This window comes from Tessaracoccus sp. MC1627, from assembly GCF_014164725.1.
Lineage (GTDB): Bacteria > Actinomycetota > Actinomycetes > Propionibacteriales > Propionibacteriaceae > Arachnia.
The window spans coordinates 179,018-202,053 of sequence record NZ_JACJGA010000005.1 but is presented as its reverse complement, the minus strand read 5'-3'; the positions used below and the strand labels follow the sequence as shown (position 1 = coordinate 202,053).

General features: G+C 70.9%; 21 protein-coding genes and 1 pseudogene. 16 read left to right on the top strand and 6 right to left on the bottom strand.

What is annotated here, in order from left to right:
• Positions 1-55 precede the first annotated feature (55 nt).
• The 3 genes and pseudogenes from H5399_RS18585 to H5399_RS12030 form a co-directional block, all read right to left on the bottom strand.
• Positions 56-352: pseudogene (locus H5399_RS18585) on the bottom strand (wax ester/triacylglycerol synthase domain-containing protein); the annotation flags it as partial.
• Complete coding sequence (locus H5399_RS12035; protein ID WP_182783285.1) at positions 241-621, bottom strand: hypothetical protein; 381 nt, start codon at positions 619-621, stop codon at positions 241-243. The gene H5399_RS12035 and the pseudogene H5399_RS18585, both read right to left, overlap by 112 nt.
• On the bottom strand, positions 611-1,312 hold the full coding sequence (locus H5399_RS12030; RefSeq protein WP_182783284.1) for a DUF4386 family protein: 702 nt from the start codon (positions 1,310-1,312) through the stop codon (positions 611-613). The genes H5399_RS12035 and H5399_RS12030 overlap by 11 nt, the downstream gene beginning before the upstream one ends.
• Before the next feature lie 103 nt (positions 1,313-1,415).
• Here H5399_RS12030 and H5399_RS12025 point away from each other — a divergent pair, with 103 nt between their 5' ends.
• The 4 genes from H5399_RS12025 to H5399_RS12010 all read left to right on the top strand — a co-directional run bounded on the left by H5399_RS12025 (position 1,416) and on the right by H5399_RS12010 (position 6,664).
• Entirely contained in the window at positions 1,416-1,709 is a 294-nt protein-coding gene (locus H5399_RS12025) for a DUF1905 domain-containing protein (protein WP_182783283.1), read from the top strand.
• 131 nt (positions 1,710-1,840) lie between these two features.
• Positions 1,841-2,548: a DUF4336 domain-containing protein gene (locus H5399_RS12020; RefSeq protein ID WP_182783282.1), complete on the top strand. Its 708-nt coding sequence runs from the start codon at positions 1,841-1,843 to the stop codon at positions 2,546-2,548.
• A 20-nt stretch (positions 2,549-2,568) separates the two neighbouring features.
• Positions 2,569-5,400, top strand: a complete 2,832-nt coding sequence (locus H5399_RS12015; protein WP_182783281.1) for a PEP/pyruvate-binding domain-containing protein — start codon at positions 2,569-2,571, stop codon at positions 5,398-5,400.
• The gene (locus tag H5399_RS12010; protein WP_182783280.1) at positions 5,381-6,664 is read left to right on the top strand and encodes a multidrug effflux MFS transporter; all 1,284 of its coding nucleotides are present in this window, start codon (positions 5,381-5,383) and stop codon (positions 6,662-6,664) included. Before H5399_RS12015 ends, H5399_RS12010 begins: the two co-directional genes overlap by 20 nt.
• A 19-nt stretch (positions 6,665-6,683) precedes the next feature.
• On the opposite strand, the gene H5399_RS12005 is transcribed toward H5399_RS12010, so the two are convergent.
• On the bottom strand, positions 6,684-6,977 hold the full coding sequence (locus H5399_RS12005) for a hypothetical protein (protein WP_182783279.1): 294 nt from the start codon (positions 6,975-6,977) through the stop codon (positions 6,684-6,686).
• Positions 6,978-7,059: 82 nt separating this feature from the next.
• On the opposite strand from H5399_RS12005, the gene H5399_RS18580 reads away from it, so the two are divergent.
• The 3 genes from H5399_RS18580 to H5399_RS11990 are packed head-to-tail and all read left to right on the top strand — an operon-like array spanning position 7,060 to position 10,869.
• Complete coding sequence (locus tag H5399_RS18580; protein WP_220490983.1) at positions 7,060-8,079, top strand: helix-turn-helix transcriptional regulator; 1,020 nt, start codon at positions 7,060-7,062, stop codon at positions 8,077-8,079.
• A 31-nt stretch (positions 8,080-8,110) separates the two neighbouring features.
• A complete protein-coding gene (locus tag H5399_RS11995) occupies positions 8,111-9,670 on the top strand; it encodes a carboxylesterase/lipase family protein (RefSeq protein WP_182783278.1) in 1,560 nt (519 codons plus the stop codon).
• A 29-nt stretch (positions 9,671-9,699) separates the two neighbouring features.
• A complete protein-coding gene (locus H5399_RS11990; RefSeq protein ID WP_220490982.1) occupies positions 9,700-10,869 on the top strand; it encodes an amidohydrolase family protein in 1,170 nt (389 codons plus the stop codon).
• Here H5399_RS11990 and H5399_RS11985 read toward each other — a convergent pair.
• Positions 10,839-11,738 carry a cytochrome c biogenesis CcdA family protein gene (locus H5399_RS11985; RefSeq protein WP_182783277.1) on the bottom strand — a complete coding sequence of 300 codons (900 nt, stop codon included), beginning with the start codon at positions 11,736-11,738 and terminating at the stop codon, positions 10,839-10,841. The two genes, H5399_RS11990 and H5399_RS11985, sit on opposite strands and share 31 nt — an antisense overlap.
• A 167-nt stretch (positions 11,739-11,905) precedes the next feature.
• Between H5399_RS11985 and H5399_RS11980 the strand changes: the two genes are divergently transcribed.
• The 7 genes from H5399_RS11980 (at position 11,906) to rocD (ending at position 18,678) form a co-directional block, all read left to right on the top strand.
• Positions 11,906-12,541, top strand: a complete 636-nt coding sequence (locus tag H5399_RS11980) for a redoxin domain-containing protein (protein ID WP_182783276.1) — start codon at positions 11,906-11,908, stop codon at positions 12,539-12,541.
• Positions 12,542-12,640: 99 nt separating this feature from the next.
• Entirely contained in the window at positions 12,641-14,245 is a 1,605-nt protein-coding gene (locus tag H5399_RS11975; protein ID WP_182783275.1) for a serine hydrolase, read from the top strand.
• Between the two features lie 93 nt (positions 14,246-14,338).
• Positions 14,339-14,710: a PadR family transcriptional regulator gene (locus tag H5399_RS11970; protein ID WP_182783274.1), complete on the top strand. Its 372-nt coding sequence runs from the start codon at positions 14,339-14,341 to the stop codon at positions 14,708-14,710.
• Positions 14,707-16,080, top strand: a complete 1,374-nt coding sequence (locus H5399_RS11965; RefSeq protein ID WP_182783273.1) for a permease prefix domain 1-containing protein — start codon at positions 14,707-14,709, stop codon at positions 16,078-16,080. The genes H5399_RS11970 and H5399_RS11965 overlap by 4 nt, the downstream gene beginning before the upstream one ends.
• Positions 16,081-16,197: 117 nt before the next feature.
• Complete coding sequence (locus tag H5399_RS11960; RefSeq protein WP_220490993.1) at positions 16,198-16,449, top strand: DUF1048 domain-containing protein; 252 nt, start codon at positions 16,198-16,200, stop codon at positions 16,447-16,449.
• A gap of 139 nt (positions 16,450-16,588) precedes the next feature.
• Positions 16,589-17,440, top strand: a complete 852-nt coding sequence (gene ddaH, locus H5399_RS11955) for a dimethylargininase (RefSeq protein WP_182783272.1) — start codon at positions 16,589-16,591, stop codon at positions 17,438-17,440.
• On the top strand, positions 17,437-18,678 hold the full coding sequence (gene rocD, locus H5399_RS11950; protein ID WP_182783271.1) for an ornithine--oxo-acid transaminase: 1,242 nt from the start codon (positions 17,437-17,439) through the stop codon (positions 18,676-18,678). Before ddaH ends, rocD begins: the two co-directional genes overlap by 4 nt.
• Before the next feature lie 72 nt (positions 18,679-18,750).
• Here the strand turns inward: rocD and H5399_RS11945 are convergent, their stop codons facing one another.
• Positions 18,751-19,767, bottom strand: a complete 1,017-nt coding sequence (locus H5399_RS11945) for an FAD-dependent oxidoreductase (RefSeq protein WP_220490981.1) — start codon at positions 19,765-19,767, stop codon at positions 18,751-18,753.
• Between the two features lie 367 nt (positions 19,768-20,134).
• Between H5399_RS11945 and H5399_RS11940 the strand changes: the two genes are divergently transcribed.
• Positions 20,135-20,899, top strand: a complete 765-nt coding sequence (locus H5399_RS11940) for a 3-ketoacyl-ACP reductase (RefSeq protein ID WP_182783270.1) — start codon at positions 20,135-20,137, stop codon at positions 20,897-20,899.
• 10 nt (positions 20,900-20,909) lie between these two features.
• Positions 20,910-23,033, top strand: coding sequence for an FAD-binding protein (locus tag H5399_RS11935; protein WP_220490980.1), 2,124 nt, complete (start codon positions 20,910-20,912; stop codon positions 23,031-23,033).
• The last annotated feature ends 3 nt before the right edge of the window (positions 23,034-23,036 follow it).

Sequence of the window (23,036 nt, the reverse complement as noted above, 5' to 3'; positions counted from 1 at the left end):
CCCTGAAGATAGATGACACCCGCGTTACCCCGGTGGCGACCGTCTTCCAGTGCGGTCGACGCGGCTGCGGGGGCTCGACGGGGGACGCGGGGGCCGCGGGCGGCGCCCCAGAGGCGGTGCTCGGCGGGGCCCCGTCGCCGAACAGATGCTGCAACAGCCGGACCCCCGCGACACCGTCGGCCACGCAGTGGTGCGCGCGCAGGATGATCCCCGGACCCTCGGCCCCGGCGCCCGGGACGATCAGCAGCTCCCACAGGGGCCGTCGAGGGGAAGCGGGTGCGTCATCAGGGTTGCGGCCAGACTGGCCAGTCCGTCGAGCCCGTCGACCGGAGCAGCCAGCCGGACATGCCACGTCAGGTCGGGCCAGCAGTCCTCCCACACCAGGGAGCGTCCCTCGTCCTGGACGCGCTGGGCGAACCGGATCAGCTCCGAAGACGAGCTGACCCGGAGCCTGGCTGCGAGGTCGGCTCGGAGGAGGTCGAGGTCCGCCTCGCCGCCCGCGGACACGAAGCCGCCGACGCCGAGGACTCCGACCACGAGGGGCACGTTGACCTGGTCCGGCGAGTCCATCACCAGATTCGAGGCGTCCGAGGCACTCAACCGCTCCCGCTCAGCCGGCATGCGCCGTCGTCCCGAGCCGTATGAGCTTCCATCCCACCCAGCCGAACCAGATCGGCAGCAGGAGCCCGTAGATGAGGTAGGAGGGGCCGATCATCGGGCGGAACGCCTCGCTGACCAGGCCGATCACCCCCGTCATGATGCCGACCACCGCCAACGCCCGGCCGAACATGCCCTGCCACATCACCAGCGACAGCACGAGAATTCCGGCAGCGGTCAGGATCCCGGCCCAGGAGACGGCGTTGGTGGCCGCGATCAGCGCGTCCCCGGCGCTCACCAGGCCGGCGCGCTCGGCGTCGCTGCCGGCCGCCGCGTAGGAGTCGCTCAGGACCACCAGCCCGCCGTGCAGCGACTGCGGGCTGCTGCCCAACGCCAACGCGATGGTCTCCGATGCGATCCCGAACAGACCCCCGATGGCCGCCACACCCTTGTTGACCGTTGCGAGGGCCACCGCCAAGGCGCCGAACACCACCAGCGCCGGGACCGCCAGCCCCACGAAACTCACCAGCTCCACCAGGTAGACCGCCTTGTGCGCGGCGATGTACTCCAGAAGGGCGCGCCCTTCGGTGGGCGGGACCGGCGCGACGAAGACCAGGGTCACCGGCACCAGGACCAGCACCACGAACACCACAGCAGAGATTCCACCGATCCTGTACAGGGGCTGCCAGGACAGGTCGGGGCGGGCAGATGCCATACGACGATCGTGCTCCCGCACTCGGGGGCCGTCAAGGGCGTCGACGTCGCCTGCGTGGCGTGACACACTCAGCGTCACCAAGTCACTGGCGAAGGGGTGCTGAATGGAGGACTTCACGTTCACCGCAGAGCTGTGGCGCTGGTCTGGCGACGCGGCCTGGCGGTTCGTCACCGTCCCGTCGGATCTGGCCGACGAGATCCGGATCGTGTCGGGTCCGCCGCGCGGGTTCGGGTCGGTGCGGGTGGAGGTCACCGTCGGCGCAACCACCTGGCGCACCTCGGTGTTCCCGGATTCCACCGCCGGCACCTACTTCCTGCCGGTGAAGAAGGCTGTCCGCGTCGCAGAGGAGCTTGAGGACGGCGACGAGGTCGCGGTGACACTGCGGCTTGTGGACTGACCGGCGCCGCCCCCTGCACGAGGACTCCACGATGGGGCGCAGCCGCAGACGAGTGGGTACCCGTGCACATCGGTGACTCTCGGCTCCGCCGGGCGCCCCTGCGTCAGGACTCCTAGCCGTAGGCTGTAGCCATGGCTGGGCTCCAGGCGTTGGGCGAGGATCTGTTCGTGGTCGAGGGACCGGTCGTGCGCGACATGGGGATCGTCTTCAACACCCGGATGACGGTGATCCGGCTGGGCGACGGGTCGGTGTGGATCGCCTCCCCGGTCCCTGCGCCATTCGCCACGATCGCCGAGATCGCCGCGTTGGGCCCGGTCCGCCATCTCGTGTCGCCCACCCCCCGCCACTACTGGCGACTCCACGCCTGGCATGCGCTCTTCCCGGGAGCCGAGCTGTGGTCGAGCCCGATCACGGCGGTCACTCTCAAGAACGGTGACCTCCCCAAGGCCGAGATCCTCGGGCAGCATGCACCGGAGGCCTGGGCCGGCGACCTCGACCAGGCCATCGTCCGCGGCAGCGCGCTGGTGAGCGAGGTCTTCTTCTTCCACGCCGCGTCCCGCACCCTCCTGGTGGAGGACCTCATCCAGGTGCACGAGCGCCGCCCAGGACATCCCCTCCGCAACGCCCTGATCGCGCTGGGTGGCGTGGCGGCCCCGCGCGGCGGCGTCGCCCGCGACATCAGGCTGACGTTCCGGGATCGCGCCGCGGCACGCCACTCGATCCGCAGGATCCTGGAGTGGGACTTCGATCAACTCGTCGTGGCGCACGGGCCGGTGATCACCCGAGCAGCCAGACGAAGGGTCGAGGACGCATTCTCCTGGCTCGGCCTCGGTGACTGAGTCGGCGCTGGTCAGGAGAGATGATGGTGTTCACACACGACAAGGCCGGCCCCGTGGGCGCGAGGGACGGCGCGGCAGATCCACGGGAATCGACGGCGGCTGGAGGTCGGTCGGCGCTGACGCTGAGGTTTGACTCCGCGGCTGCCACGTTGGAGTCCTGCGGCGGGAAGGGCATCAACCTGGTGCGGCTGACCCGGGCAGGGTTCAAGGTGCCTCCGGGTTTTGTGGTGTCGGCCGATGCGTATCGCCTCTTCGTCAGCGCCAATGACCTGACGACTCGGCTCGGGGACCTCGTCGCGGGGGTGGACGCGGGCGACGTGGCCGCGCTGGAGGCGGCCTCGGACCGGATCCGGCGAGCCTTCGCCGACGGCGCGATCCCCGTCGAGGTGGAGGAGGCGGTCCGGGCGGCCTGGGAGCAGACGTTCGAGCCGGACTCCGCGTTGGCGGTGCGTTCGTCCGCGACGGCCGAAGACCTGCCGGACCTGTCGTTCGCGGGACAGCAGGACACCTTCCTCAACGTGGTCGGCCTCGACGCCGTGATGGAGGCCTTGGTGAGCTGCTGGTCGAGCCTGTGGACGGCGCGCGCCATCGGCTACCGGACCCGCAACGGCATCCCCCACGAGGGCGTGGCTCTGGCGGCGGTGGTTCAGCTGTTGGTTCCCGCGCGGGCGAGCGGCGTCCTGTTCACCGCCAACCCGCTGACCGGCGCACGCACCGAGACGGTGATCGACGCCACCTGGGGGCTGGGCGAGGCGCTGGTGTCGGGCCAGGTCGAGCCCGACCACTTCGTGGTCGACTCCGAGGCCGGCCGGATCAGCCGATCGGTGGGAGCGAAGACGGTGGTCACGACGGCTGTCCCTGGCGGCGGGGTGACCACCTCCGCCAGGGAGTCCGACCCCGAGCTGTCGTTGAGCGATGCCGAGGTGCGCGAGTTGGTGGCCCTGGGGCGATCGGTGGCCGACGAGTACGGGAGCCCTCAGGATCTGGAGTGGGCCATCGCCGACGCGACGATCTACCTGCTGCAGGCGCGTGCCATCACGTCGTTGTATCCGGTCCCCACCGGGGGAAGCGAGGCTCTGTGGTTCTCCTTCGGCGCGATCCAGGGGATGCTGCAGCCGATCACGCCTCTGGGGCGTGACGCGATCTCGATGATGCTGTCGGGGGTCACCGAGCTGGTGGGGCCCCGGGTCGACCTGGGGAGGTCCGGCTATCTGACGCCCGCGGGTGAGCGCCTCTGGATTCGGATCGACGGGATCGTCCACCACCGGCTGGGCGGCCGGATCCTGCCCAGGGTGTTGCCCATGCTTGAGCCGAGCTTCGGCGAGATCCTGGCCGGGTTGGCCCGGGAGTCCGGATGGGCCCCCGAGCACGGCCGCCCGAGTTGGGCAACGGTGCGGGGTGTGGCGAGGCTCGCGGCCCAGGTGGTGCCGCAGATCCCAGGTTCGGTCCTCGCTCCGGTGCGTCGACGCCGCGGCATGAATGACGCGATGGCCGCCCTGCTCGCCGATGCGCAGCGACGGGAGGTCGAGGCCGGCACAGACGCCGATCCGTGGGTGCGCCTGGCCGCCAGGGCACGGGCCATGAGGGCCACCTTGGAGGGGTTGTTCCCGGTTGTGGTGCGCGCCTTCGTCCCCATCATCGGGCCGGGCATGGCCATGATGGTCAGCGTGAAGGCGACGGCGGACGAAGCCGGCGATCAGGCACAGGTCCTGGCGATGGAGGTCCTCCGCGGGCTGCCCGGCAACGTGACGACCGAGATGGACCTGGCCCTGTGGCGCACGGCCGCCGACATCCAGGCGGAGCCGGCCTCGCTGCGCGCGTTCGGGGAGCTGGAGGCCGCCGAGCTGGCCGACCGCTATGCGGCCGGCCAGCTCCCCGCTCGGGCCCAGGGGGCAGTCGCGGCCTTCCTCGCGGAGTACGGGATGCGTGGGGTCGGAGAGATCGACCTCGGGGTCCCCCGCTGGCGGGAGAACCCGATCGACGTGATGCGCAGCCTGCAGAGCTACACCCAGATCCGTGACCCCGACCAGGCGCCCGACGCCGTGTTCGCGCGCGGCGCGGCGCGCGCCGCGAGGGCCACCGACGAGCTGGGCGCTCTGCTGACCTCCTCCGGCGGCGTGAGGGCCCGCGCAAGGGCGGGCCGCGTCCGGTTCATGATCGGCAGGATGCGTAACCTCCTGGGCGCGCGGGAGACGCCGAAGTTCACGATGATCCAGGCCCTCGGGCTGGTGCGGGAAGGGCTGCTGGCCAGCGGCGGGGACCTGGTGAGCGCCGGTGTGCTGGACCGTGCCGAGGATGTCTTCTTCCTCCACGTGGACGAGCTCGAACGGCTCCGGGCCGATCCGGCCGAGGTGTGGAGGACCGTGGTGGCCGCGCGCCGTGACCTCGCGGACCGCGAGCGCAGACGCCGGCAGGTCCCGCGGGTGATCGCCGGGGACGGCCGGGCGTTCTACGAAGGGCTGGGCAGCGTCGACGGGGCGATGAGCGGGAGCCCCGTGTCGCCCGGGACAGCGGAGGGCCTGGTCAGAGTGGTGTTCGACCCCCAGGCCACCCACCTGCTGCCCGGGGAGATCCTGGTCTGTCCCGGCACGGACCCCGCCTGGACGCCGCTGTTCCTGTCGGCCGGAGGCCTCATCACCGAAGTGGGCGGCATGATGACCCACGGCTCGGTGGTGGCCCGCGAATACGGCATCCCCGCCGTGGTCGGCGTCCACCAGGCCACGGCCAGGCTCCACACCGGCCAGCGGATCCGGCTGGACGGGATGACCGGGACGATCGAGATCCTCGACGAGACCCCGGGCCCCGCCGTCCCGGCGAGTGAGGTGGTCGACGGTGGCGCCGGGGCGCGATGAGACGGAGGCTGGGACCGGGGCGCGGGCCGGAGGGTCGCTGTTCGCCGACGCCGGCCTGACGGGCGTGACGGTCGGGGTGCTCGCCCTGCTGTCGGCCATCAACGCCCTGTCCACGAGCGCCTACCTGCCCGCGCTGCCCACCGTGGCCGCGGATCTGGGCGCGTCGACATCCTCCACGCAACTCACCCTGACCGCCTACCTGCTGGGCATCGCGGTGGGGCAGCTGACGTGGGGGCCCCTGTCGGATGCGGTGGGACGCCGCCGACCGCTCCTGGTGGGTCTGGTGTGCTACATCGCGGCCAGCCTGCTCTGCGCGGCCGCCCCGTCGATCGGGCTGCTCCTCGTGTTCCGGGCCGTGCAGGGATGGGCCGCGTGCTCCGGTCAGGTGCTGTCGCGGGCGGTCGTCGCCGACCACGCCAGCGGGACCCGCCTGGCTCAGCTGATCACCGTGTTGATGCTGATGGGGGTGATCGCGCCGGTGGCGGCCCCGCTGATCGGGTCCGGGCTGCTTCTGGTGGGCTCGTGGCGGACAGTCTTCATCTTCCTGGCCCTCATGGGCGTGCCGATGGTGGTGGGCGTGATCCTGACCGTGGACGAGTCGCTGCCCGAAGCTGAGCGCCGCCGCGGGGGGCTCGTCGAGCTCGGCCGCACGGTGGGTGGCCTGATCAGCAACCGACGGTTCGTCGGTTACGCGCTGGCGTTGTCGTCGGGGTTCTCGACGATGTTCGTGTTCATGGCCGCCGCCCCGTTCCTATTCCAGAGCCGGCTCGGCCTGTCCGCGCAGCAGTACGCGTGGGTCAACGCCGGCATCGCCACCGGACTCGGCGCGTCGATGGCGCTGGTCCACCGGCACCTCGGGCGCCAGGCGCGCGACGGCGTGTCGAATCCCGCCGGGACCGCCCGTTTCGGGATCGGGGCGTTGCTGGTCGGGACCTGCTGCACGTTGGCGGCGTCGGTTCTCGACGCGCCGCTGGCGGTATGGATCGTGGTGCTGCTGCTGACCGTGGGCAGCCTGGCGCCCATCATGGGAAGCACCATGTCGCTCGCTCTGGGCGAATCGTCGCACGCGATCGGGACCGGGACTGCGGTCGTCGGCGTGCTGCAGGCGCTCCTCGGGGCCCTGGCCGCTCCTTTGGTCGGGTTGGGCGGACCGGAGGCCACGCTCCCCATGGCGCTGACCATGGTGGGGGCGGCGTGCGTCTCCGGCACGGCGTTCCTCATGGCACGCCGAGCCCCGCTGAGCGGCCGGCCCGCGCCCGGCTAGCGGAACCCGCGACGCGAGGTCAGGACGAGGAGGAGTGGCGGACCTCGAGGATCCGGGTGACCGGGGTACCGGCCAGCGCGGGGCTGTTGGCCGGCACGCCCCACACCCGCGTGCGGAGGAACTCCTCGAACGACTGAGCCTGGCCCGCAGTGTCGAACTCCAGGTCGACGAGGACGTAGGCGGGATCGTCGACCGGCTGCCGGACGGTGTGGCTGCGGACGCCGGCCCGGGACCGGGCGTCCTCGAACCCGGCGAAGGCCGCACGCCAGGTGTCGAAATCGGAGATGGGGTGCTCGATGTGGAGTGTGATCATGCAGCCACCATGCCCCCGACCCTCGTCTGATCCCATCCCAGAAGCCTGGGGTCCTTGATGGCGGGATTGGTACCGTGGGACGGTGACGAGGGACACGTCAGCGGGCCAGGTTCGCAGTTCGATTCTCCGCCTCTGCGCGAAGGGGCTCGATGGGCGCGCGCTGCGGATCGCGGTGATCGGCGAGTTGCGGCGGGTGTTCAGCTTCGACTGCTACGTGTGGGTGTTGACGGACCCGGAGTCGTGCGTCGGCTCTGATCCGCTCGCGGAGGTCCCCGGGGTCCCGGACCTGGCATCGGCGATCCGCCTCAAGTACGCCACCTCCGTGAACCGGTGGACCACCCTCACCGACGTCGCTGGTCTGGCTGACCGGGCCTCGTCCAGTCGCCTGTGGCGGGAGGTGCAGCAGCCGATCGGCGTGCTCGACGTGGCCTCGGCCGTGTTCCGGGACGGGCATGGATGTTGGGGGTTCCTCGACCTGTGGCTCACGTCACCCCTCGAACCCGGCGATCTCCCGCTGCTCGCGTCCGTGCTGCCAGACCTCACCGCGGCGCTGCGCGGGGCACAGGCGGAGACCCTACGGAGGCTGCCCTCGGACGAGCCGGGCCCTCCCGGGCCCGCCAGCCTGCTGATGGACGACGCCCTGAGGATCCAGGGAATCACCCCAGGGATGGACGACCGGCTGCAGAGGCTGCTCCCCCACCCGGACGGACAGGCCCCCGTGCCCGCGGCTGCGATGAACGCCGCCGCGCAGCTCCTCGCATCGGAGGAGGGCATCGATGCGCACGAGCCGGTCGCCCGGACCCACCTCGGCGACGGGCGTTGGGTGGCGGTGCGCGCCGCACGGCTGCGTCCTTCTGGCCTGATCAGCGTGGCGGTCGAACCCACCACTGCCGCCGAGCGGCTCGGCCTGTGCGTCCGCGCGTTCGGACTCACCGCCCGGGAGGCAGAGATCGTGCGGAAGGTGGCGCGCGGCCTCGACACCGCGTCAATCGCCAGCGACCTCCACCTTGCCCCGTACACCGTCCAGGACCATCTCAAGTCGATCTTCCTCAAGACAGGCGTGGCCAGCCGTCGCGACCTCGTGCCGTTACTGTCCGCGTGAGCGCCGTCGCCACAGATCAGGAGGCCACCTCATGACCGATCCCGCCGATCACCCTCTCGTCCAGACCGCCGAGGGGACCGTCCGCGGGGTGTGGCGCGGCACCAGCGCCGCGTTCCTTGGGATCCCGTTCGCTGAGGCCCCCGTCGGGGATCTGCGGTTCCTGGCTCCCGTGGCGCGCGCACGATGGACCGGGGTCCGCGACGCGGTGGACTACGGCGCCACCGCGCAGCGGCGACCGTTCGGGGAGGTCACGGCGATCCCGGAGCCGAGCATCCCGGGCGAAGACATCCTGACCGTCAACGTCTTCACCCCCGCCCCCGGCGACACCGACGCCGCCCTGCCCGTGCTGTTCTGGATTCACGGGGGCGGGTACAAGGCCGGCTCGCCGGCCAGCCCCTGGTACGACGGCTTCGCCTTCAACCGCGACGGCGTGGTGACCGTGAGCGTGGGCTACCGGCTGGGCTTCGACGGGTTCGGCGCCATCGACGGCGCGCCCGCCAACCGGGGCCTGCTGGACCAGATCGAGGGCCTGCGCTGGGTGGAGCGGAATATCGCGGCGTTCGGCGGCGACCCTGCTCGGGTGACCATCGCGGGGCAGTCCGCGGGCGGTGGCTCCGTGCTGGCGCTGCTGGCATCCCCGCTCGCCACCGGCCTGTTCCATGCGGCGATCAGCCAATCCGGCTCGTTGTCACCCGTCCCCCCGGAACTGGCGGAGCGCCGCTCCGCACGGCTGGCCGAACTGGCGGGGGTCCCTGCCACGCTGGACGGGTTCCGCAGCCTCACCGAGGACCAGGTGCTGGACGCCGCCGCCCAGATGGAGGCCCCTCCCACAGATCCGCTCGGCTCGGCGCAGGACCTGGTCGACGGCCTGGTGGCGGGACCCGGGATCCTGGGGCTGCAGTTCCTCCCGCAGGCCGACCCCGCCTCACTCCCTGCCGACTGGGTGGCCGCCGTCGCCGCCGATCCGCGCCCGCTCCTCCTCGGCGCGGTGGCGCACGAGTTCACCCTGATCGGCACGGAGCTCGCCCCCGCGCTCGGTGACGCCGACCCGGTGGAGCTGATTCGCGCCAGCCCGCTCGGGGAGCTGACCGACGAGCTGGTCGCGGCCCACCCGGAGCTGAGCGGGCCGCTGCTGGTCGGTCAGCTCCTCTCGGTCTCAACCTTCCGTCGCTGGGTGCCGGAGGTGGCCACTGCCCGCGGCCGGGGAGCCCGGGGACCCACCTGGGCGTACGACTTCCGCCGGCCCAACCCGGCCCACGGCCTTGCCACCCACTGTTGCGAACTGCCGTTCGCCTGGGACAACCTGGAAGATCCTGCCGTGGCGTCGTCGTGCGGACCCGGCGCCCCCCAGGACCTGGCGGACGCCATGCACGCGGCCTGGGTGCGGTTCGTCACCACGCACGAGGCACCGTGGGCACAGTGGAGTCCCGAACGTCCCCGCACGATGGTCTTCGACGCCAACCCTGGCGAGCGGGACGGCTACGACTTCGAGACGCGTGTGGCTGGCGACAGAATCCGTGGCCACGACGTGGGACGACAGGGGTCCCAGCAGTACCTGCCACGGCGCCCTGACTCCGCGCGACACTCGTGACCAGAGCAGATCGAGGGCCAGGAGGCGGGATGACCATCACGGTGGTACGGGCAGGACGCATCTTCGACGGGGACCGCTTCCACACCGGACGCGACGTCGTCGTCGACGGGAAGCGCATTGTCGCCATCTCTGACGGCACCGCCTACGGGCAGGATGTCGTGCTCGTCGACTACGGCCCGGACTCCACGCTGCTTCCCGGCCTCATCGACACCCACCAGCATGTGACCTGGGACTGCAGCACTGATCCGGTCACGTGGTTGACGACGGCCACCGACGACGAACTGCTGGTGCGGGCCCGTGCGAACGCGCGGCAGGCGCTGGCCGGCGGGACCACGACGGTGCGCGACCTCGGCGACCGCGGGTACGTGTCGCTGCGACTGAGGGCCGAGACGGCCGCCGACCCGTCCGCCGGACCGAGGCTGCTCGCCTCCGGACCGCCGCTGACCAGCGTGGGAGGCCACTGCTGGTTCCTCGGGGGTGCTGTCGGTGGGGTGGACGCGATTCGGGCCGCGGTCACGGAGCGGGCGGAGCGTGGATGTGACGTCATCAAGGTGATGGCCACTGGCGGCAACGTGACGCCGGGCTCGCTACCTCACGAGGCGCAGTTCACTCGTGCGGAGCTGCGGGCCCTGGTGGAGACGGCCCACGGCTTCGGGCTCCCCGTCGCCGCACACGGGCACGGGGTGGAGGGGATCGAGTCGGCGCTCATCGCCGGGGTGGACACCGTCGAGCACGCCTCGTTCATGACGGCGGACTCCGTCGCCGACCGTCCGGACCTGGTCCGCCGGATGGTCGAGGCGGGGGTGTTCGCCGTCGGCACAGCGGGTTCGCTCCCAGGGGGGCAGCTGCCGCCCCGATTGGCGGCGGTGCTGCCGTTGGTCCTGGCTCATGCGCGCCGCATGCACGAGGCTGGGGTGCGGATCGCTGTGGCCACGGACGCGGGCATCGCGCCGTCCAAGCCGTTCAACGTCCAGCCGTACGCGGTTACGGAGGTGGCCCGACTCCTGGGTCTCACCCCGGCGCTCCGCGGGGCCACCTCCATCGCGGCCGACGCGATCGGCCTCGGGGACTCGATCGGCCGGCTCCGCCCCGGTCACACGGCCGACCTCCTCGTCGTCGACGGGAACCTGGAGGCCGGCGCGGAGGCACTGCACCACGTGAAGGCGGTCTACCGCTCGGGCGAGCTTGTCGGCCCCTGAGAAGTCCGAGGCGAGTCCTCCGCGAGGCTCCGGCGACGGCGCAGCAGGCTGATCACCACCGCCCCAGCCAACAGTGCGGCCGCCACCACGACGAGGCCGGGACCCGCGCCCGCGATCCACGCCCCCACGCGCGACGACGCCGCGCTGACCCAAGCGACCGGACCGCCCGTGATCAGGTCGCCCTGGAAGGCGCGGTACTCAACCCAGCCGTACCAGGTCACGTAGGCGCCCGCCAGAACCAGGAACGCCCCCGACAGCCTCTTGACGTGGGGCGCCAACGCGTGAAACCTCCCAGACGCTCCAGCGCCCAGGAGTGCGGTGACCAGAGCCAGCACCGACAGGACCGCACCCATGCCGAACGCGTACCCCAGCAGGGCGACCACACCCACCAGCGGCGAGTTCCCCGAGAGGGAAAAGGCGGAGACGACGGCGGCGAGAAACACCGGCAGGGTGCACGAGAGGGACACCGTCGCATAGATGACGCCGTAAGCGACCATCCCCCGCGGGCTTCCGTCCACCGAGAGCCGCGCCCGCGGAAGATGCAGGGCCAACTCCTTCCCGGCGAGCATGAACGTCCCCGCGACCATGAGGAGGAGCCCGGAGGCTGCGGTCACCACGCTCAGCCAGTCCCCCAGCCCCACCGACAGGATCGTGATCAGGAGCCCGGCCACTCCGAAGACAAGGACGAAGCCAACCGTGACCGCGACCCCGACACCCAGTGCGCGGGCGACGGCGGCCCGGCGGCCAGACTGCTCCCCGAGGAAGAGCGCAAGGTAGGCGGGCAGCATCGCGAACCCGCACGGGTTGAACGCGGCGATGGCCCCAGCTGAGACGGCAAGCGCCAGCGCGGGGAGCAGGTCGGCGGTCATGACGCGGCTTCGACGCACACTGGGGGGACACGCATGGGGCCTGCTCTCTCAGGGATGACCGACACCTCGTCCAACCCCCGTCCCACGCGAAAGATTCCGGCGATGGCGCGGAATCAGAACAGGGGGTGGTTCGTTGTTGTGACTAGACACCATTGGAGGTCTCCGTCGTGAACCGCTTCGCCCTCGTAGCCGCGCTCGTCCTCACGCTGTTCGCCGGCGCCTGCGCCGCTCAGACCACCGACGCAGGCACATCGTCGGCGGAGACCAGTCCGGCCTCGCCTGCTGTGAGCGCCCAATCCTCTCCAGCCGGGAGCACCGAGGAATCAGCGGGGACCGACAGCGAGGAGTCCCCGGTGGCCACCTCGAGCGCGCCGTCGGCCCCGGCGGCCTCGCTGGCGCACCTCGCCGTGACCACCCTCGACGGCGGCACCTTCGACCCCGCGACAATCGAAGGCCAGCCAGTCATCCTCTGGTTCTGGGCCCCGTGGTGCACCGTCTGCCGCGCTGAGGCACCGCACATCAATGAGGTGGTCGCTGAGCTTGACGCGGCGGGCTCCCCCGTGACCCTGATCGGGGTCCCCGGACGTGGCGAGGTGCCGGAGATGGAGGACTTCCTCGACGACACCGCGACCGGCGCACTGACACATCTCGTCGACTCCGACGGCGCACTCTGGCGCGAGTACGGCGTGGTCTACCAGCCGGCCTTCGCGCTGCTGAGCCCCGACGGCGAGGTCGAGGTCATCAACGGCGCCCTGGGCGCCGACGGATTGCGCGAGGCGGCCGCCAAGGTGGGGCAGGGCTGAATCTCCGACCCGTCCCGGTCCGTGAAACCAAGCCACCAGGCCAGACCCCCGCCAGGTTGGGGTATTGACCCCAGGCTCACGGGTGGCGACGCTGGAGGTATGAAGGGAGTGCTCCCCGTCGACGACGACGCGGGCCCCGCGGACAGCCTCAACCCGCCGTCGCCCACCACGACCAGGCGCCGGCCGGGCCTACTGGCTGGCGCGCTGATCGTCTGGCTTGGCATCGCCGCATTGGTCCTGGGCATGGTGCGGGTGGCCGTGGCGCAGGAACCGTTGACGCCCGCCCCCGCGTCGGCGGACCACTGGGCGAGCCCAAGCGAGATCGGAGACTTCGTCGAGCGCAGGGCTGACGAGTTGCGGCTGGCCGGGCTGGCCGTCGTCGTCGTCCGCGATGGGGACGTGTACCAGGAGAGCTACCTCGGCACCGCCGGGGACGGCCGCCCGGTGACCGGCGAAACCCCCTTCGTGCTGGGCTCCACCAGCAAGCAGTTCACGGCGCTCGCCATCCAGCGGCTGATCGCCGACGGGCACCTCAGCCTCGACACCCGAGTCTGCGACGTATTCCCCGACTGGCCCGACGCGGAGGGAACGCTCGGCGCCGTGACCATCGCTGACCTGCTCGGGCACACCTCAGGCCTCTCCACCACAGCCGGGCTGGGCCAGTGGGGGTGGTGGCCGGGGAGGCCGGCTTCGATCGCGGAGAACGCGGACGCCCTCGCGGGAACCCGGCCGGACCAGCCGCCCGGCACCTACGCGTACTCCAACAGCAACTACGACCTGCTCGGCGCCGTCGTCGAGGAGGTGACCGGCGAACCGTTCGAGCGCGCCATGGAGAGGCTGGTCTACGGACCGTTGGGCCTGGACCACACCAGCGCCACCGCGACACCCGGCGCCGTCGACGGGGTGGCGGCCGGGCACCATCCGTGGTTCGAGCTGCTCACCGCGCCGACGCCGTGCCCCTGCACGCCGGGAGCGGTGCCGTCGGCATTCCAGGTGTCAACGGCAGGCGATCTGACCCTGCTGGTGGGGGCCCACCTCGGCACGGTGACCTCCACCCTTCCCGACGGCGTGCTGGCCGCCGCCCGCGAGCCGCTCGCCACCGTCAGCGCCTACTCGCAGTACGGGTCGGGGTGGGTGGTCCGCCCTCTGTGGGAGCTGAGGGGCAACGTCGGGGATCCGCTCGACGCCAGCCTCGACGGCGAGTCCCTTCCCATCTGCGTCGACCATCTGGGCAGCACCTACCGGTCCCAGTCCTACCTGCTGGCATGCCCCACGCTCGGGTTCGGCGTTGTCGCGGTGACCAACACGGGGGCGGGCCTGGACACCACGCGCTGGGCGCGGTTCCAGTCCGAGCTCCTGCACCTCACGCTGGGGACGCCGGCTCCCCCGCCGTCGTTCAACCCCGTCGAGGCCAACGCGGCCCTACTGGTTCTGGGCTCACTGCTGGCGCAGAGCCTCTCGGTGGTTCCGCTGCTCGGACGACGGCGCAGTGTGGCGCGCTCGCTCGTCGCCGTGGTGGGGGCGGCGGCGGCAATGGCGCTGTGGTGGGGGTACGCGCCGGCGCGGCTGGGATGCCGGGTGCCGATCGCCTCGCTGTGGGCCGGCGCGCCGGAGCTTGGACTGGCAACGCTGGTAAGCACCGCCCTGGCAGCGGTGGTGGTCGCGGTGGTCATCGCCCGCCGACGTCGCGAGAGGCGGTCCTAGAACCGCAGCGCACGCTCGCAACAACGGCCCACACCTTGCACCTCTAGGCATTGCTGCGATACCTTGCAGTTCTAGGCTTCGAAGGAGTGCATTGTGAGGGTAGGCAAAGACCTGGTGGCGGCGGCGGCGACGCCGCTCGTGTTGGGGATCCTCGCCGAGGGCGAGTCGTACGGCTACGCGATCCTGAAACGCGTCGGCGAGCTGTCCGGCGGCGAACTCGCCTGGACCGAGGGCATGCTCTACCCACTCCTCCACCGCCTCGAGCGCCTCGGCTACGTCGAGGCGGGCTGGCACACCTCCAGCGAGGGGCGCCGGCGCAAGCACTACCGGATCACGGCCGACGGCAGGGCCGCGTTGGCCGAGCACGGGGAACAGTGGCGCGTGGTGAGCGAGGCGCTCCGGCAGGTGTGGACCGCCGCCGCCGCCCACCCCGGCACCCTCGTCGCGGGAGGTGCCCCCGCATGAGCGCCGAACACATCCCCTCCGACGTCGAGGCCCGCATCGAGTCCTGGCGCGGCTTCGTCGGACGCCGCGCGGCGATCAGTACGGCCGACGTCGACGAGTTGGAGTCGCACCTGCGCGATGAGATGGCAGACCTGCGTGGCGTCGGGCTGTCCGAGGACGAGGCGTTCCTCATCGCCGTCGGGCGCCTGGGAGAGGTGGACGCACTGTCGCGCGAGTACGCCCAGGAGCACTCGGACAGGTTGTGGAAGCAGCTGGTGGTGGGCTCGGCGGACTCCGCCACCGCCGGTCGACGGGGGCTCGGGGTGGCGCTGGGCCTGGGTGTCGCGGCGGCTGTCGCGGTCAAGGTCCCCGCACTGTTCGGGATCGGGCTGGAGGAGAACCCGGAGCACTACGTCAAGAACCTCCCGCTCCTGGTGTTGCCCTTCCTGGCCGGCTTCTTCGTGTGGCGCGCCGCCGTCGAGCCGCGGATGCGCGCCCGCCTCCTGGCGCTCGTGGGCGTGGCGGTGGTGGCATCCGCGCTGGTCCTGAACCTCTACCCGTTCGCGGCCGAGTCCGCGACCGAGATCCTGGCCGCACTCCACCTCCCCGTCGCCCTGTGGTTGCTGCTCGGCGTGGCCCATGCCGGCGGCGACTGGCGCTCGGACCGGGCCAGGATGGACTACGTCCGGTTCACGGGCGAATGGTTCATCTACTACGTGCTGATCGGGCTCGGGGGCGGCGTCCTGCTCGGGCTCACCGCCGGCGTGTTCAGCACCATCGGGGTGGACACCGAGACCGCCATCTTCTCGTGGGTCCTCCCGTGCGGCGCGGCCGGGGCCGTGCTGGTGGCGGCCTGGCTGGTGGGCGCCAAGCAGGGCGTCATCGAGAACATGGCACCGGTCCTGACAAGGGTGTTCACGCCCCTTTTCGCCGTGATGCTGCTGGCGTTCGGGGCGGCCGCGATCTGGCAGGGCGACCTACGCACCGTGGACCGCGAGCTGCTCATCGTCTTCGATCTGGTGCTCATCGTGGTGCTGGCACTGCTGCTCTACTCGGTGTCGGCCCGCGACCCGCTGACCCCGCCGGGCGCCTTCGAGTGGCTTCAGGTTGTGCTGCTCGGAAGCGCGATCGTCGTCGATGCCTACGTGCTGGTGGCGATGCTGGGCCGCATCGGCGCCTTCGGGTTCAGCCCCAACAAGGTGGCCTCGCTGGGCTTGAACGCACTGCTGCTGGTCAACCTCGTCGGGTCCGTGGTCCTGCTGGTCGGCTTCCTGCGGGGTCGTCGCCCCTACGCCGATCTCGAGCGTTGGCAGACGGGCTATCTGCCGGTGTATCTGGCCTGGGCGGTCGTGGTTGGCGTGGCGTTCGGGCCGGTGTTCGCCTGGGCGTGATCCAGGATGGCTCAATGGTTGTCGCGAGCCGCGACGACCAGGCCGCGCACCACTTCGACGAGCGTCCTGATGGGTTCGGGCTCGGTTCCCGAGCCTTGAGCCAGCGCCGCGAAGGCGCTGCAGCGGTATCTCACGTACTACGGGGGCGTCACCGACGGCGCCACCCTCATGACGATGATGGGCGACCATGTCGAGCTCTGGGAACGCGCCGCGGTGGACGGCACGCCGGTGCGCGCGATCGTGGGCGAGGACCCCGTCGAGTTCGCCGAGAGATTCGTTCAGGCCTACAGCGGCCGGCAGTGGATCGACAGGGAACGCGCCCGCCTGATCGAGGCGATCGACGGCGCGGAGCGTGGAGGATCGAAATGAACCTCCTGGGAGGTGCCCGTTCGATGGAATAATGGAGCCAGGCGTGCTCGTGTCGCCTCTTCCTCGCGGCCAGGCCGCGGGTCGAAGTGCCGCCGGGCCCCAGGACAGCGTCCGCCGTCCGCACTCGGTGGGGAGCGAGATGCCTTCTCAAGACCGGATCCAGCAGCGACGCCGGTACCTGATGTGCCGGCCGGACTACTTCACAGTCAACTACGAGATCAATCCCTGGATGAACCGCACGCGCGCGACCGACACGGCCAAGGCGGTGCGGCAGTGGCAGGCGCTCCACGACACGTACCTGGGCCTCGGTCACGAGGTCGACCTCATCGACCCGATCCCCGGCCTGGACGACATGGTCTACACGGCCAACGGGGGACTCGTCATCGACGGCGTGGCCCTGGGCGCCCGGTTCGCCGTCGGTGAGCGGCGGGGTGAGGAGCGCCCGTTCCGGGAGTGGTTCGCGGCCCACGGGTTCGACGTCGTCGAGCCGTTCGCCATCCAGGAGGGCGAGGGCGACCTCCTGCTGGTGGGCGAGACGATCCTCGCCGGCTACGGCTTCCGGTCCCAGCTGGACAGCCACGCCGAGGTCGCGGACGTGTTCGGACGCGAGGTCGTCTCGCTGCGGCTGGTCGACCCCACCTACTACCACCTCGACACCGCCGTCTGCGTCCTCGACCCGGTGCAGGGCCCAGGTGGTGTCGAGAAGGCGAACATCGCCTACCTGCCGTCGGCCTTCGACCAGCGCGGCCAGCGCGAGCTCCTCGAGCGGTTCCCAGACGCGATCCGCGTCCCCGCCGCCGATCCCGCGAGCCTCGAGCTCAACGCGGTTAGCGACGGCCGCAACGTCGTCCTGTCGCCGCCCGTCACCCGCCTCGACGCCCAGTTGCGCGAGCGCGGCTACCACCCGATCCACGTCGACGTGTCCGAGCTGCACCTCGGCGGCGGCGGGATCAAATGCTGCACCCTGACCCTGCGAGGAGGCAGACCATGAGCACCAAGACGAATCCCGACACAGCGACGACGCACTTGATCCACGAGGAAAGCGAGCATCTGGCACACAACTACGACCCACTCCCGGTGGTCGTCTCGACCGCCGAGGACGTCTGGGTGACCGATGTCGAGGGCAGGCGCTACCTCGACCTGCTGTCGGCCTACTCCGCCCTCAATTTCGGGCACCGCCACCCCGAGCTGGTGACAGCGGCCGTCGCGCAGATCGGTCGGGTCACCCTGACCAGCCGGGCGTTCCACAACGACCAGCTCGGGGCCTTCGCCACGGCCCTCGCCGAGCTGTGCGGCAAGGACCTCGTCCTACCGATGAACACCGGCGCGGAAGCCGTCGAGACCGGCATCAAAGCCGCCCGCGCCTGGGCCTACCGCGTCAAGGGGGTGCCCACCGACGCCGCACGGATCATCGTGGCCGCTGGCAACTTCCACGGCCGCACCACCACCATCGTCGGGTTCAGCGACGACCCCCTCGCCCGGGACGGGTTCGGGCCGCCCACCCCCGGTTTCGACATCGTGGCGTACGGCGACTCTGCGGCGATCGAGGCGGCCATCGACGACCACACCGCAGCCGTGCTCATCGAGCCCATCCAGGGCGAGGCCGGCGTCATCATCCCGCCCGAGGGCTACCTGCGTGAAGTCCGCGAGCTCTGCACGCAGCACAACGTGCTCCTCATCGCCGACGAGATCCAGTCCGGCCTCGGCCGCGTCGGGACCACCTTCGCGTGCGACCGCGAAGGCGTCGTCCCCGACCTCTACCTGCTGGGCAAGGCACTCGGCGGCGGCATCCTGCCCGTCTCGGCCGTCGTCGGCAACCGCGACATCCTCGGCGTGTTCCGGCCCGGCGAGCACGGGTCGACTTTCGGCGGGAACCCGCTCGCCGCGGCCGTTGGGCTGCGCGTGGTCGAACTGCTCCGCACCGGCGAGTTCCAGGAGCACGCGACGGCCCTCGGGCATCACCTCAAGGCCCTCCTCGACGACCTGCTGGGCCACGGCCTGACCGAGGTCCGGGTGGCCGGCCTCTGGGCGGGCGTCGACGTCGAGGCGTCGCGCGGCACGGGCCGCGACGTGGCGCTGAGGCTGCTGGAGCGCGGCGTGCTGGTCAAAGACACCCACGGCCAGACCGTGCGCATCGCACCGCCCTTGACGATCGAGGCGGCCGACCTGGACTGGGCGGTCGAACAGCTCAAGCTCGCCCTGGGGTCGAGCCGACCGCCCCGAACGTGAGGCCGGAGAGCTAGCTGGCAGGTCTGATACCGACTACGTGACCAGACCTGCCAATGAGCCGCCGGGTTGTGGTCAGAGGCCCACACTCGTGCGGTACTGCCAGACGGTGAGCACCGCGGATGCGCCCTCGCCGACGGCCGTCGCAACCCTCTTTGCGGACCCGTGACGGACGTCGCCGACCGCGAAGACGCCTGGGACGCTCGTCTCGAGCAGGAACGGGTCCCGTTCGAGGGGCCAGGCGCAATCGTCCTGTCCTGCCACGTCCGGGCCGGTCAGGACGAACCCGCGGTCATCACTGGCGATCACACCCGTGAGCCACTGGGTGCGTGGCCGTGCGCCGATGAAGACGAAGAGCGCGGAGGCGGGCACGCTCCCGGTCTCGCCGGTGGCGCCGTCGCGGATGAGGAGCTGCTCGAGGTGATCCCCACCGCTGGCCCCCACCACGCTGGCGCCCAGCCGGACGGTGATGTTGGGGGTGTGCGCGATCTGTTCGACGAGGTAATGCGACATCCCGGCCGCGAGGCTCTGCCCGCGGACGAGCATCGTGACGCTGCGCGCCACGGTCGACAGGTGCATCGCGGCTTGTCCGGCAGAGTTCGCCCCACCGGCGACGAAGACGTCCTCCCCGGCGGTCGCGGACACCTCGGACAGTCCGGCACCGTAGTAGACGCCCCTGCCCACGAGCTCGTCCAGGCCGGGCGCGTCGAGCCTCACGTAGGACACGCCAGTGGCGAGAACGATCGAATGGGCGCCGAGCTCGGTCCCGTCCGAGAGGCTCACTCCCAGGGACCCGGGGGTGGTCCGCAGCGCTGAGACCTCCTGCGTCAGCAACAGCTCGACGCCGAAACGCTTGGCCTGTGTCGTCGCCCTGCGGGCCAGGTCGCCGCCGGACAGCCCAGACGGGAAGCCGAGATAGTTCTCGATGCGCGAGCTCATCCCCGCCTGTCCACCGGTGGCCTCCCGTTCGACGAGGACGGTGCGCAATCCCTCGGACGCGCCGTAGACCGCAGCCGCCAGGCCGGCGGGGCCACCGCCGACGACGCGGCGGGCCAGAGGCGATTGGACCGACTCAGGGGTGGCGGTGCGCACGTGGGCTCCTGTCGACTGATGAGTGCACTTGCCCGTCCAGCTCAGGCCAGTGAGATGAGGGTACTGCCGCCGCCCCTGGCCCGAGTAGGACACCAGGGTCAGTTTCGCGGACCCATCCGAACCCCCTCGGGGCGGACAGCTTCGTTGTCAACAGCGGGCGTGCCCGGCACTCCCCTTCACCCGCAGCGCGACGAGGTCGTCGTCACTCTCAGTTCCTTCGTTTCTCGCGTTGTGGACGTCGACAGGTAAGGCCTTCCGCCATGGCAACACGTCATCCGAGACTCCCGCAACGGCAACGCCAGCAGCGTGACCGACTAGTCCGGGAAAACGCTTGCCAAAGCTCGTGGATCCAGCAACAATGGCGAACATGAATCGTGTCGCCGTGGTCACGGGAGGTAGCAGAGGCATCGGCCTCGGCATCTCGCAGGCCCTCATCAGCCAGAACTTCCGTGTGTCGGTGGTCGCCACCCGCCCCGAACCCGATGGCCTCATCGAAGGGCTTGGCGGGCAGGACAAGGCGGCCTACTTTCAGGGCCGCGTCGACGACGTCGACTCCCACGCGGGCCTGGTCGCAAGCATCGTCGCCCGGTTCGGCCGGATCGACGTCCTGGTCAACAACGCCGGCGTCGCACCGGAGGAACGCCGCGACCTGCTGGAGGCCACCCCTGAGAGCTACGACCGGGTGATGGGGATCAACCTTCGCGGACCCTACTTCCTGACCCAGGCCGTCGCCCGGCAGATGCTGGCTCAGGCCGTGGAGGCCGACGCCCCCGTGCGGGGCACCATCATCAACGTCTCCTCGATCTCGGCCACGACGGTGTCCATCAACCGCGGCGAGTACTGCCTCTCCAAGGCCGGCGTCTCCATGGCCACCCGGCTGTGGGCGGCGCGGCTCGCACCCGAGGCGATCCCCGTCTACGAGGTCCGCCCCGGCGTCATCGCCACCGACATGACCGCCGGCGTGACGGAACGCTACGACGCCCTGTTCGCCCAGGGCCTCGCGCCCATGCCCCGGTGGGGCCAGGCCTCGGATGTGGGCAGCGCCGTCGCCGCCCTCTCCACGGGCGCCATGCCCTACAGCACCGGAGACGTCATCCACGTCGACGGTGGCATGCACCTCCCCCGACTCTGAAGGACCTGCCGTGACCGCCCCCACCCTGACCCACGTGACCCTCGGCGCAGAGCGCGTGCCTGTCATCACCACCACCAGTCTGGTCATCGGCACCGGCTCGGCCGGGTACTGCGCCGCGGAGCGGCTGGCCGGGTTCGGCGCCCCCGACGTGGTGATGGTGGCTGACAAGATCCGCGCCGGGGCGTCGCGCAACGCGGGCTCCGACAAGCAGACCTACTACAAGCTGACCCTGTCCGGGAGTGAACCGGACTCGGTGCGCTCGATGGCGGAGACGCTGTTCAGCGGCGGGTCCATGGACGGTGACAACGCACTGGCCGAGGCGGCCCTCAGCGCACGCTGCTTCTACCACCTCATCGAGGCGGGGGTCCCGTTCCCGGCCAACCACTCCGGCGAGTTCGTCGGCTACAAAACCGACCACGACCCGCGCCAGCGTGCCACCTCCGTCGGGCCGTTCACCAGCAAGTCGATGGTGGAGTCCCTCGAGGCACGCATCCGCTCCCTCGACATCCCGGTCATCGGGAACTGCCGGCTCATCGACCTCCTCGCCGAGGACGGCGAGATCCGCGGGGCACTGTTCCTGCGCACCGACGTCGGCACCAGCCGCAATCCGGCCCAGGAGGAGGAGACCGTCGAAACCAACCTCGGCGAGACACCAGCCCCGGAGCCGAGGGGCACCTTCGTCCAGCAGCTGGCGAGGGAAACCTCGCGCTTCCTGCTGATCCGCGCCACCAACGTCGTCCAGGCCACCGGCGGCCCCGCCGGCATGTACGCAGACTCCGTCTTCCCGCACGGCCAGTGGGGTGGCGCGGGCGCCGCTCTGCGCAACGGCGCCAGGGGGCACAACCTCACCGAGTGGCAGTTCGGCATGGCGTCGATCAAGCCGCGCTGGAACGTGTCCGGGACGTACATGCAGGTGGTGCCGCGGTTCGTGTCCACGGACGCCGACGGCGGCGACGAGCGCGAATTCCTCTCCGACGTCATCGCCGACCCGAACCTGCTGGCCAGCCTCGTGTTCCTCAAGGGCTACCAGTGGCCCTTCGACATCCGCAAGGCGCGTGACGGGTCCAGCATCATCGACCTGCTCGTCTACCGCGAGACGGCCATGCGCGGCCGACGCGTCTTCCTCGACTTCCGCAGCAATCCGGCGGGCGACCTGGACGCTGCGCAGCTCGACGAGCAGGCCCGCGTCTACCTCGAGCGCGCAGGCGCGGCAGATCTCGCCGGCACCACGCCAATCCAGCGGCTGCGGCACATGAATGACCCGTCCTACCAGTTCTACCTGGGCCGCAACCCGGGCGTCGACCTGGGGAAGGACATGCTGGAGATCGCGGTGTGCGCCCAGCACAACAACGGTGGCATCGCCGTGGATGACTGGTGGCACTCCGCCGTCATCGACGGCCTGTTCCCCGTCGGCGAGGCCGCGGGCGCCCACGGCGTCTACCGTCCGGGCGGGGCGGCGCTCAACTCCGGCCAGGTCGGCGCCACCCGAGCCGCCCAGTTCATCGCCGCGCACCGGGCGGATCCCCCCGGCGGTGACGGCTTCGATGCCGTGGCCATCCCGAGCATGGAGAGGGCGACGCGGCTGCTGGCCGACGCCGTCGAACGCTTCCGGTCAGGAGCCGAGGACAACACGGGCAGCCTGATCACCGAGGTCACCGAGCTGATGAGCCTGAACGCCGGCCTCGTGCGCTCCCGCGCGTCCGTGTTGGCGGCGCTGGAGCAGGTCACCCAGTGGCTGGCCGGCTACGAGCAGCTCATGGTCATCGACGAGTCCTCGAGGCGCAGCGTCAACCGGTTGTTCCTCATCCATGACATCCTCACGAGTCAGTACGTCTACCTTCACGCCATGAAGGACTACCTGGATCACGGCGGGAACTCCCGTGGCTCCGTGCTCTACACCGACCCCGAGGGTGAACTGCCGTGGCCGGACCAGGATCTCGGCCTGCCTGAGGAGTTCCGGTTCGTCCTCGACGCCGGAGCGCTCGACGGCGTGACCCAGGAGGTGGACTGGTCCGGCGAGGGCGTGCCGGAGTTCACCTGGCGCGACGTCCGCCCCATCCCCAGCGACGACGACTTCTTCGAAAACGTGTGGCGCAGCTTCCGCACCGACCACGGGGTCCCGACGCGGGGATAGGCT